A 17268-nucleotide genomic window follows, 5' to 3' on the forward strand; every position below is an offset into this window, starting at 1 on the left:
CGCGGGGCTGCGACATGTGCGGCTACCGCCGCGTGGGCGCGACAAGCCACAGCGCTCCCGCACCCGCGGGAGCGCTACGGCGTCCGTACCCGCGGGAGCGCTACGGCACCCGCACCCACTGCGCCTTGCTGGGCACACCCTCCCCGTCGTTGACGAACAGCATGTACCACCCCGACTGGACCAGGTTCTTGTTCTCGGGCACCGAAACGGTGATCTTGTCGCCGTCCGCCTTGAAGTCCAGTGCGATGGACCGCTGGTCCACGTCCGTGACGTGCGTGGACGCGCTCGGCCGGATCAGCCGCACGCTCTTGACCGACGCCGCGTCCGCGGAGGTGAACGTGCCGGACTCACCGCGCTCGATGGTCTTCGGCCCGCCCGACAGATCGGGCTGCTCGTTCTCCCCGTACAGGTACGGCGGCGTGTAGATCTCGATGCGCTGCTCGAACTTGCCCGGCTTGGTGTTGGCCTTGTCGGCGTAGAGCGAGTCGGAGCCGAAGACCATCACGCGGCCGTCGGGCAGCAGGATCGAGCCCGAGTGGTAGTTGCGGCCCACCAGCGGGTCGGCGACCTGCCGGAACGTGTTCTTCTCCGTGTCGTAGATCCGCGCCTCGAGGATGTTGGAGTCGCCGCGGCCCCGGTAGTCCTCCGAGCCGCCGGTGACCAGCACCTCGTCGTTCGGCAGGACCGACGCCTGCGGATAGCGGGTGCCCTTGTCCAGTGACGGCCCGTCGACGAACTTCGGCTTGTCGGCCTTGAGGTCGACGATGCGGGTCTTCTCGCTGGAGAGCTGGGACTCGCCGACCCCGCCGCCGCCGATCACCATGTACTTCTCGTCCTGCGCGGGCGGCAGCAGCACCGTGCCGGACGTCTCCATCATGTTCGGGTCGCTCAGCCCGGGGATCTTCTCGAACTTGTTGGTCTCCACGTCCCAGACGCCCGGGTCGCGGCCCACGTCGTCCGGTCCGTAGCCGGCGTTCGAGCCCGAGTAGAAGACCTTGCCGTTCTGCATCAGGAACAGTGCCGGGTAGGTCGGGAACTGGCGGACCTTGTCGGTGTAGGTCCACTCCTTGGTCTCGGGGTCGTAGATCTCGTTCTTGCCCGGGACGAGCTGGCCGATGTCGTCGAGGCCGGAGACGCTGAGGATCTTCCCGTCGCTCAGGGTGGTGAGCGTCGGGTACCAGCGGGCCTCCTTCATCGGGTCGACCTTGATGTACTTCTCGGCGACCGGGTCGAACTCGAAGGCGTCCCGGATCCCCTGGAAGTCCTTCTTGTCCAGGGCGAGTTTCTCGGCGATGCCGTACGTGTTGCGCGCGTCGGCGCCGGTCAGGCCCTGCACCTTGTAGTTGTCCTGGGTGCCGGTCTCGTACTTGGCGCCTTCCTTCTGCGCCTCGACGTAGATGCGGCCGACACCCGGGGTGTTGCCCAGGAACGCGCCGGTGGCCGGGTCGAACTTCTTCTCGGCGCGCGGGACGAGCACCGGGTCCTTGGAGACGAAGGTCTTGCCGTTCTCCTTGCCGGTGAACTTCGTGCCGGCGGGCAGGGTGATCGGCTTGTCCGGGTTCTCGTTGTGGACGAGCATCAGGCCGCCGGCCTTCTTCACGTCACCCTTGAGCTTCTCGTACCGCTTGGTGCCGCCCGCGATCAGCAGGTTGCCGTTGGCGAGCTGGGTGTGGCCGGTGCAGAACAGGTCGGTGGGCGTCGGCACCTTCTTGATGGTCCCCTTGACGGGGTCCCAGATCCGGGTGTCGTACTGCTTCGCGTCGAAGTTGTCCTGGTTGTTGCCCGAACCGGCGACGAGCAGCACCTTGCCGGTGCGCAGCAGCGCCGCGTGGATGGTGTTCTGCCGGTACTCCTCGGGGAACTCGACGATCTCCCACTTGCCGTTCGCGGCCTTGTACTCGGGCTGGTCGATCTTGTACTGGTGGTATTTCTCGGTGCTGAAGCGGTACAGCCACGGCCCGTTCATTCCGGCCAGCGCCAGCACCACCGCCGTGCCTATCGCGAGTCGACGGGCCCGACGGCGGCCTGCACGGTCCTTCATTCCTTACGTCCCCCAAGTCCACCAAGGGCGATCTGCATGGTCTGGTCGTTCTCGGGGGCCGCGCCCCCGGTGCCCGCGGCGGGCCCGCCGTGCGAGGCGGCCCACTGGGGCCGGTCCTGCGGGGCGTGCTGCTGCTGGGGCATGTGCGGCGGCGGGGGCGCCTGTCCGGCGTCCCGCTGCCCGCCCCCGGCGTGGGCGCCGGGCTTCTTCCGGTCCTGCCGCATGCCGTGCCGCCAGGCGAACATCGGCGCGGCGGTGATCAGCAGGGCGAAGGTCGCCCAGATCACCATCGCCGGGTGCGAGTGCCCGTAGACGAAGCCCGCGGCGATGGAACCGGCGAAGATCAGGATGAAGTACCAGTGGTACCGGAAGGTTCCGAACCAGGTGTCCGGGCTGGCCGAGTCACCCTTGGGGGTGACCACGAACTTGCTCTTCTTGCGCAGGACGGAGTCGATCAGCGCCTTCGCGTACAGCGGTGCCGACAGCGCGGACATCACCATGCCGGCCACACCGCCGGAGCCCTCCGGCTCGTGCGGCGAGACGTTGTGCCGGCGGTTCCAGACGTACAGGCCGATCTGCAGGGCGGAGGCGTTGCCGTAGAGCATCAGCCAGACCACCGGGTCGATGTTCACACCCGAGGCACCCAGGCCCAGGAACAGCGCACAGCTGATCGCCGCCAGGATCCAGTTCAGGGCCGACATCGGGTAGAAGATGATCATCATCGTGTAGTTGAAGAGCTTGCTCGGCGGGAGCGAGTAGAAGCCCTTCCAGTACTGCCCGATGATCGTCTCGTACGTACCGCGCGACCAGCGCATCTGCTGGGTGAAGAAGTCGGTCCAGGCGTTGGGGCCCTCACCGACCGCGAGCACGTCCGGGGTGTAGACCGAGCGCCACTTCCGGCCCGTCGCCGGGTTCTTGTGGCGGTGCATCTCGAAGCCGGTCGCCATGTCCTCGGTGATCGAGTCGTACAGACCGCCGATCTGCTTGAGCGCCTTGATGCGCACGGCGTTGGAGGTGCCCACGAACATCGGCGAGCCGTAGCGGTTGCCGGCGCGCTGGATCAGCGCGTGGAAGAGGAACTGCTGGGACTCGGCGGCCTTGGTGACGAAGTTGTCGTAATTGCCGTACACCTGGGGGCCGATGACGAAGCCGACGTCCGGGTCGCGGAAGAAGCCGAGCATCCGCTCCAGGTAGTTCGGCAGCGGCACGTGGTCGGTGTCGACCGAGGCGAAGTAGTCGTAGTCGTCGCCGTGCGCGTCCAGCCAGGCGTTGTAGTTGCCGTGCTTGGTCTTCGCGCGGTGTGCGCCCTTGGGCTGGTTCCACTTCGCGACACCCTTGCGGGAGAAGTGGTGCACGCCCAGGCGCGCGCAGACCTCCTTCACCTCCGGGTCGTCACCCTCGTCGAGCAGCCAGACGTGCATCAAACCCCGGTGACGGATCTTCACCGCCGCCTCCAGGGTCTTCGTCACCATCTCCAGCGGCTCCTTGCCGGGCACGAAGGAGGTGAGGAAGGCGACCCGGGTGCCGCTCTCGGGCACCACCGGGATCGGGTCGCGGGCGACCAGCGTGGCGTGCGCGTTCGACAGCACGTTCATGCAGCGGAAGAACTCGATCAGACCGATCGAGACGAGCATGACGACGTCGAGGGCGGGCAGCCACTCGAACTCCACGTAGTCCCGCTCGGTCCAGTGCGAGGGCTGGAGCAGCCAGAACAGCAGCACCAGCGACAGCACCGGGGCGGCGGCCAGCATCAGCGCGATCCGGATGCGGTGCGGCTCCTGCGAGATCAGCGAGCGGTACTGCACCTTGTACGGTCTGTTCGGATCGGGCTGGGTGAGGGGGCCCGAGAGCCGGCTGTAGTGCTCGTAGTCGTATCTCGGCAGCGTCTTCTTGATCCGGCGGAACGCGCCCGTGTTCCAGTTCCGGTGGCCGGGCACCCTGAGCTGGGTGGTCTGGGACGGGTCGTCGTCCCTCTGGGCGCCGGTCGGCGTCGACGTCATGAGTCATCCCCCCAACACACGGCGGTCGCCGCGTGCCTCGTCGCTTCCTTACGTGCGGTCCGGTCCCCCTCGACCGTCACAGACGTACCAATGGCAGACCGCTGTCACCACGTCAGCACACCTTATAGACACGGCACAGCGCTGTTCCGGTTGCATGATGCCCCCCTCGGCACCGCTTCATGAAAGCGGGACTCCTCGTCCCGCATCACCAGCAACCGGTTTCTTGCCCCCCAATCACCGCGAACCCGCGGTAACTTGAAGAACCCAGGGTCTACGGTGCCCATCATGATCGCAAGATGCGAAACACGGTGTTCACCGGTCATACGGGATCATTGTGAACGGTGAGGGAGCGCCGTGGGGCCGATGGTGCATACGTGCGCCGAGTGAGTTGCGTTCAACGGCCGCGAGGGTATATCCGGCCAAAAACCGACGGGCCCCTCGTCTGCACGAGGAGCCCGTCGGGTCGGTGCGCCGCCAGGGACTCGAACCCCGGACCCGCTGATTAAGAGTCAGCTGCTCTAACCAACTGAGCTAGCGGCGCGCGCTGACGGCATAACTCTACAGGACCCCGGCGGGTGCTCCCGACCGCCGTCCGTCCGGCCGCCGTCCGCGGTCCGTCTCCGGCGGGCTCGTCCGGCCGGCCGTACATCATTCGGACCGTCAGCATGCGCGTGCGGAGGACAGTTGCGAAACTGGCCGTCGTGCACGGACGTGACGAAATCGACCGGAAGTGTGAGGGGAATCGCATGGAGTCTCCGGTATTCGAGGAAATCGATCCGGCGGACGACTGCGACTGCCCCGGCTGCGCGCACTGGCGGCGCGTTCTGCCGCATTCCCGGACCGGCCGCTTTCCGGGCCATCCGGCGGCGGCGCACCGGACCGCTCTTGTCGCGGCCGTCGCGGCGTCGGCCGCTCTCGCCGCGCCCGCGGCCGCCGTCCCCCAGGCCCAGCGGCCCGTCGGTCCGGACGTTCCCGCAGGTGACGAGCCGGGCACCCGGCAGGGGGCGCGGGGCCCGCTGCACGGTCCCGACGGTCAGGCGGCCCGGCCCGCGAGCCCCGCACACCCCGCGCGGGTGCCCGCGATCACCCGCGCGGACATCGTCGAGCGGGCCCGGAACTGGGTCACCCGGAAGGTTCCGTACGGGGTGAACTCCTACTCGTCCGACGGTTACCGGCGGGACTGTTCGGGTTATGTCTCGATGGCCTGGCGGCTTCCCGGGAACGAATGGACCGGCAGTCTCGGGAAATACGCCGAGAGAATCACCAAGGACGAACTCCGGCCGGGCGACATCCTGCTGTTCCACCATGCGGCCGACCCGTACGGCGGATCACATGTGGTCCTTTTCGGTGGCTGGGTGAACACCACTCGATCCCAGTACGTCGCCTATGAACAGACCGCGCCGCACACCCGTCGGAAGATCACCCCGTACGCCTACTGGAACAATTCCGCGCGTTATGTCCCGTACCGCTACAAGGGAGTGACCGACGGCGCGGCGGGGGCGGGGGCGTCCCTCCCGACGGGCCGGATCCCGTTCCCCGGAGTGGCGTATTTCGGCCCCGGCGCGGAGAACGCGTACGTCGCCGAGCTCGGCCGGATGCTCGTCGCCCGGGGGGCCGGGCGCTTCTACTCCGCTCCTCCCGGGCCGCGCTGGACGGACGCGGACCGCGGGGCGACCCGGGCGTTCCAGGAGGCCCAGGGGTGGCGGGGCGCGGCGGCGGACGGGCTGCCGGGGCCGCTGACCTGGGAACTGCTGGTGACCGGCGCGGGCCGGGACGTACCAAACGGAGGTTCCGCTTCCGGCTTGCGGGGGGTGCCGGACTACCCGGGCCGGGCGTCGTTCCGGCCGGGCGCGGTCAACGGCCACGTCACGCGGCTCGGGAGGCAGCTGGTGAGGAAGGGGTTCGGCCGGCACTACACGAAGGGGCCGGGCCCGCGCTGGGGCGAGGCCGACCGGCGCAATGTGGAGGCCTTCCAGCGGGCCCAGGGCTGGCGGGGCGGAGCGGCGGACGGCTTCCCGGGCCCGGAGACCTGGCGGCGGCTTTTCCTTTGACGACGCCTTGTGACGTCCCATGACGTCCCATGACGTCCCTGGAAGTGACCGATGTGACGCATCTGGCGCGGAGGCTGGAGGCACGCGTGACCACGACGACATCCCCCGTCCCCGAGAACGTTCCCGAACGCATCCCCGAACGCGTTGCCGAGCCCGGGGGGCCGGTGGACGGCGGCTCGACAGGCGCCGGTTCGGCGGACGGTGGCCCGGCGGACGGTTCGGCGGCCGTTCGGCCGGTCCGGCTGATCCATACCGGGTCCACCACCGAGATCCCCGTCCACCTGCTGTTCCGCGACGCCCCCGAGCCGGCGCCGGTGCGGCTGCGTCCGGCGGTCGTCGCCCGCCGGGCGGACGCGGACGGGAAGGTTCCCCGGAGCCAGGGCGTGGGCCCGGGACGGCGGGTCCGGTCGGCCGTCCCGCGGGTCGACCCCGAGCTGGTGGAGCGGCCCGCGCGGGTGCTGCCCGGCCTCGTGGGGGTGCTCGCCGGGGTGTGCGGGGTGGCCGGCTGCGCGGTCACCTCGTGGTGGGCGGGCGTGCTGCCGCCGCTGGTGACGGAGGCGCTCGGGCCGGCGGCACGCACCGGCGCGGTGGGGCTGGGCCCCGCGCAGTGGGCGGCGTACGCGGGGGCCGGGGCGCTCGGCCTGTTCGGGTTCGGCGGGCTGGCCCGTGGGCGGACCGGGCGGGCCTGGGTGCTCGACCTGTTCGGCCGCTACCGGGGGACCGTCCGGCGGACCGGGCTGATGTGGATCAACCCGCTGCTGCTGCGCCGCCGGGTCGACGTACGGCTGCGGCACTGGCGCGGTGAGCCGCTGCGGGCGGCCGACCGCAGCGGGGTCGCGCTGCGGGTGACCCTCCTGGTGGTGTGGCGGGCGCGGGACACCGCGCGGGCGACGCTGGGCGTCGAGGACCACGAGGCGTATCTGCGCGCCTGCGTCGAGGCGGCGCTGGTGCGGGTGCCGGTGGCGGCGCCGGGCGCGGGCCAGGGGGCGGTGGAGGCGGCGCAGGACGCGCTGACCCGGCTGGTGGCGGCGGACACCGCACCGGTGGGGCTGGAGGTGTTCGCGGTGCGGCCGGTCCGGGTGGAGTACGCGCCCGAGGTGGCCGCCGCGATGCACCGCCGCCGGATCGCCGCGCTGGACGCCCAGCACCGGGCGAGCGTGCTCGGCTCGGTCGTGGACTCGGTGGAGGACACGGTGACCCGGCTGACCATGCGGGGGCTGGTGGAGCTGGACGACTACGAACGCAAGGTGCTGGTGAAGGACCTGACGGTGGCGTTCTGCGCGGGACGGGGGGAGGCGGGGCCGTGAACGACGGGGGAACAGACCCTGTGATTGGTATGGACATGCTCAATCCGCGCCCATAACCTCAGACTTGGTCTAGACCTACCTGCACGGCTCACGGAAACTCCCCCACGTTCACCAGGAGCAGCAGCATGCGCACAAGGACCAAGACGTACGCAGCCGCGGTGGGGCTGGCCACGACCGGAGCACTCCTGCTCTCCTCCGGTGGTGCCAGCGGACACGGCTACACCGATCTGCCGGTCAGCCGGCAGAAGCTCTGCCAGAACGGCTCGGTGGCCAACTGCGGATCCATCCAGTGGGAGCCGCAGAGCGTCGAGGGCCCGAAGGGCTTCCCCGCCTCGGGCCCCGCCGACGGACAGCTCTGTTCCGCCAACAACACGCGGTTCGCCCAGCTCGACAGCCCGAAGACCCCCTCGGGCGGCGCCTGGCCCACGACCCGGGTGTCCGGCGGCCAGAACTACACCTTCCGGTGGCAGTTCACGGCGATGCACGCCACCACCGACTTCACGTACTACGTCACCAAGCCGGGCTGGAACCAGAACCACAACCTGTCCCGGTCCGACCTCAACCTCACGCCGTTCCTCACCGTGCCCTACAACGGCCAGCGTCCGCCGCAGACCCTCTCGCACAGCGGCCGGCTGCCGTCCGGGCTCAGCGGACACCACGTGATCCTCGCGGTGTGGACGGTCGCCGACACGGGCAACGCGTTCTACGCCTGCTCGGACGTCACGTTCTGATCCCCAGGATCCCCGGGCACGCCAAAGGGCCTCTCGCTCCCACGAGAGGCCCTTCTCGGTGCGCCGCCAGGGACTCGAACCCCGGACCCGCTGATTAAGAGTCAGCTGCTCTAACCAACTGAGCTAGCGGCGCATGACTCCCGCCGTCCGCTCTCGCGGTCGGCGACGAGAAAAATACTACCTGGTCCCCGAGGGTGCTCCGGACCACCACCGCCGCCGCCCGGGCGCGCTAGATCGTCAGCGACAGCAGTACCGGGGCCGCGTTCCGGTTGAGGGTCTCGGCGGCCTGGCGCAGGCGGTGGGCGTGCGCCAGGGGCAGGGACAGCGACAGGCAGCCCACCGAGGAGCCGGCCGTGATCGGGACGGCCGCGCAGACCGTGCCGACCGCGTACTCCTGGAGGTCGAGGACGGGCACGGTGGGCGGCTGCGCCGCCAGCCGGGAGAGCAGCAGCGTGTCACTGGTGATGGTGCGCGAGGTGAGCCGGGCCATCCGGTGCCGGGCGAGGTGGTCGCGCCGGGCGTCGTGGTCGAGCTGGGTGAGCAGGCTCTTGCCCATCGCGGTGGCGTGCGCGGAGTAGCGGAAGTCCACCCACTCGTTGACCTTCGGGGTGGTGGGGCCGTCGGCGTACTGGGTGACCTTGACCTCGCCGTCGACGTACCGGCTGAGGTAGACGGCGGCGCCCACCCGGTCGCGGAGCCGGTCCAGGGTGCGCTGGAGCTTCTCGCGCAGCGCCTCCTCGTGTCCCTCGGCGGCGCCCAGGCGGGCGAAGGCCGCTCCGGTGACGTACCCGCCGTCGGCGGTCTGCCCGACGTAGGCCTCGCGGCGCAGCATCCGCAGGAGCGTGGTCAGCCGCTCCGTGCCGAGACCGGTCTCGCGGGCGATGTCGGTGTCGGTGACTCCTGTGGTGTGCCGCGCCACCGCCTCCAGGACGCGCAGCGCGTCCTGGACCGAGTGGTACGACGCGGTCGGCTCGTGCCTCAGCGCCACGGTTTCCCCCTGCGCTCGCGTATGGGGCCGTAATCCGGTCAGCGAATCCCCTCCACGATAGCCGCCGAACGGCCTCGCGGAAGCGGGTGTTGACAAGACGGCGGCCCCCTCATCTGCGGCGCCGACCCCCTGGCATATGCCAGGGGGATGACCCAGGGCGTGGACCTCGGGAGTTGCCCCGCTCACGGTCCGTCATCACAGCACCGCGCTGAGGAATTCCCGTGTCCGGTCGTGCTCCGGCTCGCTGAAGATCTTCTCCGGCGCGCCCTGCTCGATGATCCGGCCCTGGTCGAACATCAGCACCTGGTCGGAGATGTCCCGGGCGAAGTTCATCTCGTGGGTCACACAGAGCATGGTGATGTCGGTGGAGCGGGCGATGTCCCGCAGCACGTCCAGGACGCCCGCGACCAGCTCCGGGTCGAGCGCCGAGGTCACCTCGTCCAGCAGCAGCACCTGCGGCCGCATCGCCAGCGCCCGCGCGATCGCCACCCGCTGCTGCTGACCGCCGGAGAGCTGCGCGGGGTGCTTGTCGAGGTGGTCGGTCAGCCCGACCATCTCCAGCAGCTCCCGTGCCCGCTCCTCGGCCGCGTCCTTGGACATGCCGAGCACGGTGACCGGGGCCTCGGTGATGTTCCGCAGCACCGTCATGTTCGGGAACAGGTTGAACTGCTGGAACACCATCCCGATCTTCTTGCGGACCTCGCGGACCTGCTTCTCCGGCGCCGGGAAGAGCCGCTCCCCGTCGACGGTGACCGTGCCCTCGTCGGGCTTCAGCAGCGTCATCAGCAGCCGCAGGATCGTGGTCTTGCCCGAACCGGACGGGCCGATCAGCGTGACGTGCTTGCCGGCGTCCACGGAGAAGTCCAGGTGGTCCAGGACCGTGTGGTCCCCGAACCGCTTGGTGACCTGCTCCAGCCGGATCAGCTCGCCGCTGCCCGCCGTGCTCTGCGGCTTCTTGGCGAACGGGGTGTGGGTGTCAGTGGACAAGGCGTCGCTCCAGGGCTCGCAGGGCAAGGGAGGCCAGGTAGGAGATGACGATGAAGGCGAAGCCGATCACCGTCAGCGGCTCGGTGAACTGGAAGTTCTGCTGCGAGAACAGCCGCGCCTCACCGAGCATCTCCAGCACGGTGATGGCCATCAGCAGCGGCGTGTCCTTCAGCATCGAGATGACGTAGTTGCCGAGCGCGGGCACCACCCGGCGCACGGCCTGCGGCAGGATCACCGCGGTCCACGTCCGGCGCAGCGGCAGGTTCAGCGCCGTCGCCGCCTCCCACTGGCCCACCGGCACGGCCTCGATGCCCGCGCGGTAGACCTGCATCGTGTACGTCGAGTAGTGCAGCCCGATGGCGAAGACACCGGTGGTCAGCGCCGAGAAGGTCATGCCCCACTCGGGCAGCACGTAGAACAGGAAGAAGAGCTGCACCAGCAGCGGGGTGTTGCGGACGAACTCCGTCACCGCCCCGACCGGCCAGGTCACCCAGCGCGTCGGCACCCGCATCAGCAGCGCCCACACCAGGCCCAGCGCGAACGAGATCAGCGAGCCCAGGACCAGGATCTGCAGGGTGACCAGCAGACCGTCCCAGAAGTGCGGCATGAAGTCGGAGACCGCGCTCCAGTCCCACGTCACGAGACACCACTTCCCTCGGGCACGCGCACGGCGGCGGTCTTCCTCTGCGGCGTCCTGCCGACTCCCGCCTTCAGCTTCTTCTCCAGACCGCGCATCAGGCGGGTCAGCAGGAAGGCGATCACGAAGTAGATCAGCAGGACGTACGTGTAGATCTCCGCGCTCTCCTGCAGCGCCAGCCGCACCAGGTTGGCGCTGAACGCCAGGTCGCCCATGCCCATGATCGACACCAGGGCGGTGCCCTTGAGCAGCTCGATCAGCAGGTTGGAGAAGGGCGGGATCATCTCCGGCACCGCCTGCGGCAGCAGGATCAGTTTCATCCGCTGCCAGGGCGTGAAGCTGAGCGCGATACCGCCCTCACGCTGGGCCGGGTCGACCGCGGCGAGCGCGCCGCGCACGATCTCCGAGCCGTACGCCCCGTAGGTCAGGCCGAGTGCCAGCGTGCCCGCCCACAGCGGCACGAGCTGCCAGCCGAAGGCCGGGGGCAGCACGAAGAACACCCAGAAGATCATCACCAGTGCCGAGGTCCCGCGGAACACCTCGGTGTAGAAGCCGGCGAGGAAGCGGACGATCCACAGCCGGTGGGTGCGCGCGACGCCCACGACGAAGGAGACCGCCGTCGCCAGCAGCGCGCTGAGCACCAGCAGTTGGACGGTGACCCAGACACCGTCGAGTACGCGTTCCCAGAGACCCGATGTCATCCGCCGCAGAGCTCCTTCGCGGTCATGTCCGTCATCTCGTCCTCGGTGAAACCGAAGGGCTTGAGGATCCGGAGGAGCTCGCCGCTGTTCTTCAGCTTGCGCAGTTCGGCGTTGAAGGCGTCCCGCAGGCCGGTCTCGTTCGGCCGGAAGGCGAAGCCGCCGCCGTCGACGTGCGGCTTCCCGCCGACGACCGGCTTGAAGGGCTCCGTCACCTCGGCCTTGGCCGACTTCTTCACCACTTCGCGGGTGGTGAGGGCGGTCCCGGCGAAGACGTCGGCGCGTCCGGCCTCGACGGCGTTCAGGCCGGCGACCTGATCGGGGACGATCAGGATGTCGCTCTCCTCGTACCCGGCCTCGACGGCGTACGCGATCTCCGCGTACCCGGTGCCGGTGGCGAACTTCGCCTTCTTCTTGACGACGTCCCGGTAGTCGTGCAGGCCCTTCGGGTTGCCCTTGCGCACGATGAACGAGTCGAGCATCTGGTAGTCGGGGTCGGAGAAGATGACCTGCTGACAGCGGTCGGGGTTGATGTACATCCCGGCGGCCACGACGTCGAACTGCTGCGAGTTCAGCCCGGGTATGAGCGAGCCGAACTCGGTGGGGACGGGCTGCACCCGGTCCACGCCCAGCCGTTGGAAAATGACCTTGGCCAGCTCCGGCGCCTCACCGGTCAGATCACCGTTCTTGTCGATGTAACCGAACGGGATCTCGCCGGCGATGCCCAGCCGGACGACGCCCGCCGCCTTGAGCCGGTCGAGCAGGTCACCGCCGCCCGTGGCCGCCGCCGTGGGCACGCGGGAACAGCCCGCGGCACCCAGCGCGCCGAGCGCCGCGACCCCCGCGAGCAGCGACCGGCGTGAGGGCCCGGAGGCATCCCGGAATCGTCTCAGTGGTTGCAGTGGTGGAGCCATGGCGGCGCCGCTACCCGAAGCGATGCGAGTTATTCCGGCCAATTTCGGCCCCGTTCGGCGGTCGGGCGGTGTTGACCGGCGCGGGACGATGGGGGGCATGGCAGACCGATATCTCGAGATCTCCCTGGTCAAGCGTGGAATCAGCTGCACGGCCCGACTGCTCGACGAGCGGGCGCCGATCACCTGCGAAGCCGTCTGGAAATCTCTCCCGCTGTCCGGCGACGTCTACCACGCCAAGTACGCACGCAACGAGATCTACGCCCTCTTCCCGCCCTTCGCGGACACGGAACCGCCCCTGGAGAACCCGACGGTCACCCCCATTCCGGGCGACCTGTGCTACTTCTCCTTCGCGGGCGCCGAGTTGGGCACGCGGTCCTACGGCTACGACCGCGAGGTCCGCCCCGGTACGACGGTCGTGGACCTGGCCCTGTTCTACGAGCGCAACAACCTCCTCCTCAACGGCGACGTGGGCTGGGTCCCCGGCACCGTCTGGGGCCAGGTGGTGGAGGGCCTGCCCCCCATGGCCGACGCCTGCAACAACCTGTGGCGCACAGGCGCAGCAGAAGAAACCCTCAGCTTCCGCAGGGCACCGTAGCCACCCGGCTACGAGCACTCGCACCGCCCCAGCTGCGGGCAGCCGCACCGCCCCAGCTGCGGGCAGTCGTGCCTCCCCCAGTGCCTCAAGGGCCTGGGAGGTACCCCCAGGGCGGCACGGGTGGGCGATGGGGGTCCCCCCGCTCGGCGTGCGCACCCCGCAGCACCAGATCGTCCCGGTGCCGGGCGGCCACCAGTTGCAGCCCGACGGGCAGCCCGTCGGCGTCGGTGCCGACGGGCACCGTCGCGGCGGGCTGCTGGGTCATGTTGAACGGATACGTGAACGGCGTCCACCCCGTCCACCGGCGCCAGCCACCCTCCTTCGGCACCTCCACCCCCGCCTCGAACGCCGTGACCGGCACGGTCGGGGTGACCAGCAGGTCGTAGCGGTCGTGGAAGCGCCCCATCCGCCGCCCCAGGGCCATCCGGACATCCACCGCGGCCAGATACTCCAGCGCCGAGTACCGCGCCCCGGCACCGCGGATCTCCCGCAGCCCCGGATCGAGCACCTCCCGCTGCTCCCGCGTGAGGTGCTGGGTCACCCGTGCCGCACCGGCGAACCACAGGGTGTGGAAGGCCTCCACCGGGTCGGTGAGATCGGGGTCGGTCTCCTCGACGTACGCGCCGAGCCCGGCCAGCCGCTCCACCGCCCGCCGCACCGCCGCCGCGACCTCGGGCCGCACCCGCACCTGACCGCCCAGCGACGGCGAGTACGCCACCCGCAGCCCGCGCACCCCGCCCGCGAGCCCCTCCCGGAACGAGCCGGAGGCCGGCGCGAGCGCCGACCAGTCACGGGAGTCCGGGCCGCCGATCACATCCATCAGCAGCGCCGCGTCCGCCGCGTCCCGGGTCATCGGACCGACGTGCGCCAGCGTGCCGAACGCGCTCGCCGGATACAGCGGCACCCTCCCGTACGTCGGCTTCAGCCCGAAGATCCCGCAGAACGCGGCCGGGATACGGACACTGCCCCCGCCGTCCGTGCCCAGCGCGAGGGGTCCCGCGCCCAGCGCCACGGCCGCCGCCGCGCCCCCGCTGGACCCGCCCGCCGTGCGCGTCGGGTCGTGCGGGTTGCGCGTGACGCCGCTCAGCGGAGAGTCCGTCACGCCCTTCCAGCCGAACTCGGGGGTCGTCGTCTTGCCCAGGAACACCGCGCCGTGCCCGCGCAGCCGGGCCACCGAGGGCGCGTCCTCGTCCCAGCGGCCCGCCGCCGGGGCGATGGTCAGCGAACCCTTCAGGGTCGGGGCGCCGCGCAGCAGCAGGATGTCCTTCACCGTGACCGGCACCCCGTCCAGCAGCCCGCACGGCTCACCGCGCCGCCACCGCTCCTCCGACGCCCGTGCCCGCTCCAGCGCCTCCTCGGCGAACAGCCGGACGAACGCGTTCACCTCCGGCTGGATCTCCTCGGCCCGCTCCAGCGCCGCCCGGACCACCTCCACCGGGCTGAACTCACCCCCGCGGTAACCGTCGAGGAGTCGTACGGCGGTCAGCTCGGTGAGCTCGGACATCCGGCCTCCTGGATACGTCAGTGACCCGGTACATACCCGCGCTGCTTGTCGACCACGTTCCTCAGCGGCCGGCCCGCCGCCCACAGCTCGAACAACTTCACGAACTGCTCGCCGAGTTCGTCCCGCCAGCCGGCCGTGTCCCCGCTCATGTGCGGCGACACGATCAGCCCCGGGAGCCGACGCGGTGTCGGTGTCGTCGCCCCCTTCGGCTTCGCGCTGGACCGCGAGCTGTGGCGCTGGGTGCCGGACGAGGTGTCCCTGCACCTCACCCGCACGCCGTACGTGCCGGTCGAGGTGAGTCTCGACCTGGCCCGGCTGATCAGCGAGCACGAGACGCGCGGCGACGCGGTGCGCACCCTCGCCGCGGTCGCGCCCGAGGTCGTCGCCCACGCCTGTACGTCGGGCAGCTTCGTCGGCGGGATCGTCGGCGGGATCGTCGGCGAGCGCGCGATGTGCGAGGCGATGAGCCGGGCCGGCGTGGTCCCGGCCGTCACCACCTCCGGCGCGCTCCTCGAAGCCCTGGTGGAACTCGACGTACGCCGGGTCGCCCTGGTCACGCCGTACACCGTGTCGGTCACCCGGGCGCTGGAGAGGTATGTCGCGCGGGCCGGCGTCACGGTCACCGGGTGCGCGTACATGGGGCTGACCCGGCGGATCTGGAAGGTCACCTACCGCGAGGTGGTGGACATGGCGCGGCGGGCCGCGGTGCGCGGCCGGCTCGGCGCGGCGGACGCGCTGTTCCTCTCCTGCACCGATCTGCCGGCCTACGACGTCATCCCGCAGCTCGAAGCCGAACTGTGCATACCGGTCATCTCGGCCAACCAGGTGACCGTGTGGGCGGCGTTGCGCCGATTGGGTACCCGGGCGGTGGGACCGTATCAGGCGCTGATCGACGCGTCGGCGCGCTCCGGGACCGTACTGCCGGGCCAGGCGTCCGGCTCCGTACTCCCGGACGCGCCCGGCGTGCCCGGCGTGCCGGAAGAGAAGCAGCAGGAAGGCTGGACATGACCGCACTGGGATTCCTCTACCCGGGCCACTCCGCAGAGGACGACTATCCGCGTATCGAGCAGTTGCTGGGCAGCGACATCCGGGTGGACCTGGTGCACACCGACATCGGTGAGGACGCGCACCGGGTGGACGCGCTGCGGGAGATGGGCTCACCCGAGCGGCTGGCGGCGGGCCTGCAGCAGTTGCGCCTCTCGGGCGCCGAGGCGGTGGTGTGGGCCTGCACCAGCGGCGGTTTCGTGCACGGCTGGGAGGGCGCTCACGAGCAGGTGCGGGGCCTCGCCCTGGCGGCGGGGATGCCGGCGTCGTCGACGTCGTTCGCCTTCACGCACGCGGTGCGGGAGGTCGGGGCGCGGCGGGTCGCCGTCGGCGCGACCTACCCGGACGACGTGGCCGTGCTCTTCGCGGACTTCCTGCGGGCCGGCGGCGTGGAGGTGACCGGGGTGCGGAGCTCCGGGATCGTCACGGCGGCGGAGGTCGGCACCTGGGGCGAGGAGGAGCTGTTCGCGCTGGCCCGCGCGGCCGACACCCCGGACGCGGACGCGCTGCTGCTGCCGGACACGGCCCTGCACACGGTGGCGCACCTCCCCGCCCTGGAGAAGGAGCTGGGCAAGCCGGTCCTGACCGCCAACCAGGTCACGGTCTGGGAGGCCCTGAGGCTGGCGGACCGCAGGGTGAACGCCCCGGAACTGGGCGCGCTGTTCACCCGGGAGCCGATCGTCCAGGTCTGAGGGCGCTCCGGTACAACCTTGATCGACTCGCGGCGGTCTCACTCCCGTGAACCCTGTGCCGCGCCTGGGCGCGGGGTGCCGGAACCAGGGAGTGAACACCATGAGAGCCACCGTCGTTCGCCGTACCGTCCTGACCGCTTCCGCGGCCGCCCTCGCCCTTCTGGCCACCGCGTGCGGCGGCGGTGACGAGAAGGGCGGGAGCGGCGGGGGCGAGGCGGCGAAGAGCGACGCCGCGTCGAGCGCTCCGGCGGCCAAGGCGCTGACCGCCGCCGAACTGGAGAAGCTCGTGATCGCCTCGGCCGACCTCAAGGACCACAAGGTCGTCGAGCCGGGCAAGGACGACGTCTCCGACCCCGGCACCCTCACGGTCGAGCGGGCCGAGTGCGAGCCCGTCGCCCAGGCGCTGGCGTCCGTGCCGCTGGGCAAGCCGGCGGCGAGTGCCCAGCGGCTCGTCACCCAGGAGTCCGAGGCGGCGAAGAAGGGCATGCCGGACCTCGCGGAACTGACGGAGAAGGAGGCCGAGGAGGCGATGCTCGACTCCCTCGACATCACCAAGACGATGACCTCCCTGCGGTCCTACGACGCCGACGGCGCGGAGCAGACCCTCTCCGCGCTGCGGGAGGCCGGCAAGAAGTGCGCCGGGGGCTTCGGCATGTCGGCCGACGGCGAGAAGCAGCAGGTCACCAAGATCACCGAGGAGAAGCTCGCGGCCGGCGAGGACGCGGTCGCCTGGACGGTGGGCACCAAGATGGACGACACCTCCGCCGAGACGAAGGTCGTCGTCTTCCGTCAGGGCACCACGCTCGCCGCGTTCTCGTCCTTCAACATCGCGGCGATCACCCGGGGCGAGGCGTTCGAGCAGCCGACCGCCGTCATCGAGGCGCAGGAGGCCAAGCTCGGCTGATCCGGGCCGCGCCGCGGACCGGGGTGGCGCTTCCGCCCCGGCCCGCGGGGTCCCCGGGGGCGGTGTCGTGCGGCGGACACGCAAGAACCCCGGTCCCGCTTTCGCGGGCCGGGGTTCCGTTCGAGCGCCGGGCAGGCCTTGCACCTGCATCTCCCCGCAGGAAGCGGGGCGTCTT

General features: G+C 70.5%; 15 protein-coding genes, 2 tRNA genes and 1 pseudogene. 7 read left to right on the plus strand and 11 right to left on the minus strand.

Translation table 11 applies throughout. The features are described from left to right. Positions 1-100: 100 nt before the first annotated feature. From IH50_RS0129425 to IH50_RS0129435, 3 genes are all read right to left on the minus strand, one after another. Positions 101-2041, minus strand: a complete 1941-nt coding sequence (locus tag IH50_RS0129425) for a kelch motif-containing protein (protein ID WP_030868860.1) — start codon at positions 2039-2041, stop codon at positions 101-103. Next, positions 2038-4041, minus strand: a complete 2004-nt coding sequence (locus IH50_RS0129430) for a glycosyltransferase family 2 protein (RefSeq protein ID WP_030868863.1) — start codon at positions 4039-4041, stop codon at positions 2038-2040. Before IH50_RS0129430 ends, IH50_RS0129425 begins: the two co-directional genes overlap by 4 nt. Positions 4042-4508: 467 nt before the next feature. Further along, positions 4509-4582 (minus strand) — tRNA-Lys (locus IH50_RS0129435). Positions 4583-4787: 205 nt separating this feature from the next. On the opposite strand from IH50_RS0129435, the gene IH50_RS0129440 reads away from it, so the two are divergent. The 3 genes from IH50_RS0129440 to IH50_RS0129450 all read left to right on the plus strand — a co-directional run bounded on the left by IH50_RS0129440 (position 4788) and on the right by IH50_RS0129450 (position 8130). Further along, positions 4788-6092 carry a peptidoglycan-binding protein gene (locus IH50_RS0129440; protein ID WP_030868865.1) on the plus strand — a complete coding sequence of 435 codons (1305 nt, stop codon included), beginning with the start codon at positions 4788-4790 and terminating at the stop codon, positions 6090-6092. A gap of 29 nt (positions 6093-6121) precedes the next feature. Further along, a complete protein-coding gene (locus IH50_RS0129445; protein WP_234328259.1) occupies positions 6122-7399 on the plus strand; it encodes an SPFH domain-containing protein in 1278 nt (425 codons plus the stop codon). 125 nt (positions 7400-7524) lie between these two features. After that, positions 7525-8130 carry a lytic polysaccharide monooxygenase auxiliary activity family 9 protein gene (locus IH50_RS0129450; RefSeq protein WP_030868871.1) on the plus strand — a complete coding sequence of 202 codons (606 nt, stop codon included), beginning with the start codon at positions 7525-7527 and terminating at the stop codon, positions 8128-8130. A gap of 59 nt (positions 8131-8189) precedes the next feature. On the opposite strand, the gene IH50_RS0129455 is transcribed toward IH50_RS0129450, so the two are convergent. The 6 genes from IH50_RS0129455 to ehuB all read right to left on the minus strand — a co-directional run bounded on the left by IH50_RS0129455 (position 8190) and on the right by ehuB (position 12354). After that, positions 8190-8263: transfer RNA gene (locus IH50_RS0129455), tRNA-Lys, on the minus strand. Positions 8264-8359: 96 nt separating this feature from the next. Then, entirely contained in the window at positions 8360-9118 is a 759-nt protein-coding gene (locus tag IH50_RS0129460; RefSeq protein ID WP_030868873.1) for an IclR family transcriptional regulator, read from the minus strand. A gap of 195 nt (positions 9119-9313) precedes the next feature. Further along, positions 9314-10105 (minus strand): ectoine/hydroxyectoine ABC transporter ATP-binding protein EhuA, encoded by a 792-nt coding sequence (ehuA, locus tag IH50_RS0129465; protein WP_030868877.1) that lies wholly within the window; start codon positions 10103-10105, stop codon positions 9314-9316. Then, the gene (ehuD, locus tag IH50_RS0129470; RefSeq protein WP_030868880.1) at positions 10095-10745 is read right to left on the minus strand and encodes an ectoine/hydroxyectoine ABC transporter permease subunit EhuD; all 651 of its coding nucleotides are present in this window, start codon (positions 10743-10745) and stop codon (positions 10095-10097) included. Before ehuD ends, ehuA begins: the two co-directional genes overlap by 11 nt. Continuing rightward, complete coding sequence (gene ehuC / locus IH50_RS0129475; RefSeq protein ID WP_030868882.1) at positions 10742-11443, minus strand: ectoine/hydroxyectoine ABC transporter permease subunit EhuC; 702 nt, start codon at positions 11441-11443, stop codon at positions 10742-10744. The genes ehuD and ehuC overlap by 4 nt, the downstream gene beginning before the upstream one ends. Then, a complete protein-coding gene (gene ehuB / locus IH50_RS0129480) occupies positions 11440-12354 on the minus strand; it encodes an ectoine/hydroxyectoine ABC transporter substrate-binding protein EhuB (protein WP_030868884.1) in 915 nt (304 codons plus the stop codon). Before ehuB ends, ehuC begins: the two co-directional genes overlap by 4 nt. Before the next feature lie 97 nt (positions 12355-12451). Between ehuB and IH50_RS0129485 the strand changes: the two genes are divergently transcribed. Continuing rightward, entirely contained in the window at positions 12452-12949 is a 498-nt protein-coding gene (locus tag IH50_RS0129485) for a DUF3830 family protein (protein WP_030868887.1), read from the plus strand. 85 nt (positions 12950-13034) lie between these two features. On the opposite strand, the gene IH50_RS0129490 is transcribed toward IH50_RS0129485, so the two are convergent. Further along, positions 13035-14453: an amidase gene (locus IH50_RS0129490; RefSeq protein WP_051767493.1), complete on the minus strand. Its 1419-nt coding sequence runs from the start codon at positions 14451-14453 to the stop codon at positions 13035-13037. A gap of 17 nt (positions 14454-14470) precedes the next feature. Next, positions 14471-14629, minus strand: a pseudogene (locus tag IH50_RS41205) (D-2-hydroxyacid dehydrogenase); the annotation flags it as partial. On the opposite strand from IH50_RS41205, the gene IH50_RS0129500 reads away from it, so the two are divergent. The 3 genes from IH50_RS0129500 to IH50_RS0129510 all read left to right on the plus strand — a co-directional run bounded on the left by IH50_RS0129500 (position 14601) and on the right by IH50_RS0129510 (position 17093). Beyond that, positions 14601-15461, plus strand: coding sequence for an aspartate/glutamate racemase family protein (locus IH50_RS0129500; protein WP_030868891.1), 861 nt, complete (start codon positions 14601-14603; stop codon positions 15459-15461). The pseudogene IH50_RS41205 and the gene IH50_RS0129500 sit on opposite strands and share 29 nt — an antisense overlap. Further along, a complete protein-coding gene (locus tag IH50_RS0129505) occupies positions 15458-16189 on the plus strand; it encodes an aspartate/glutamate racemase family protein (RefSeq protein ID WP_030868893.1) in 732 nt (243 codons plus the stop codon). The genes IH50_RS0129500 and IH50_RS0129505 overlap by 4 nt, the downstream gene beginning before the upstream one ends. A gap of 100 nt (positions 16190-16289) precedes the next feature. Continuing rightward, positions 16290-17093: a hypothetical protein gene (locus IH50_RS0129510; protein ID WP_030868897.1), complete on the plus strand. Its 804-nt coding sequence runs from the start codon at positions 16290-16292 to the stop codon at positions 17091-17093. Positions 17094-17268: the final 175 nt, after the last annotated feature.

It is taken from the genome of Streptomyces sp. NRRL S-37, from assembly GCF_000721605.1.
GTDB lineage: Bacteria > Actinomycetota > Actinomycetes > Streptomycetales > Streptomycetaceae > Streptomyces.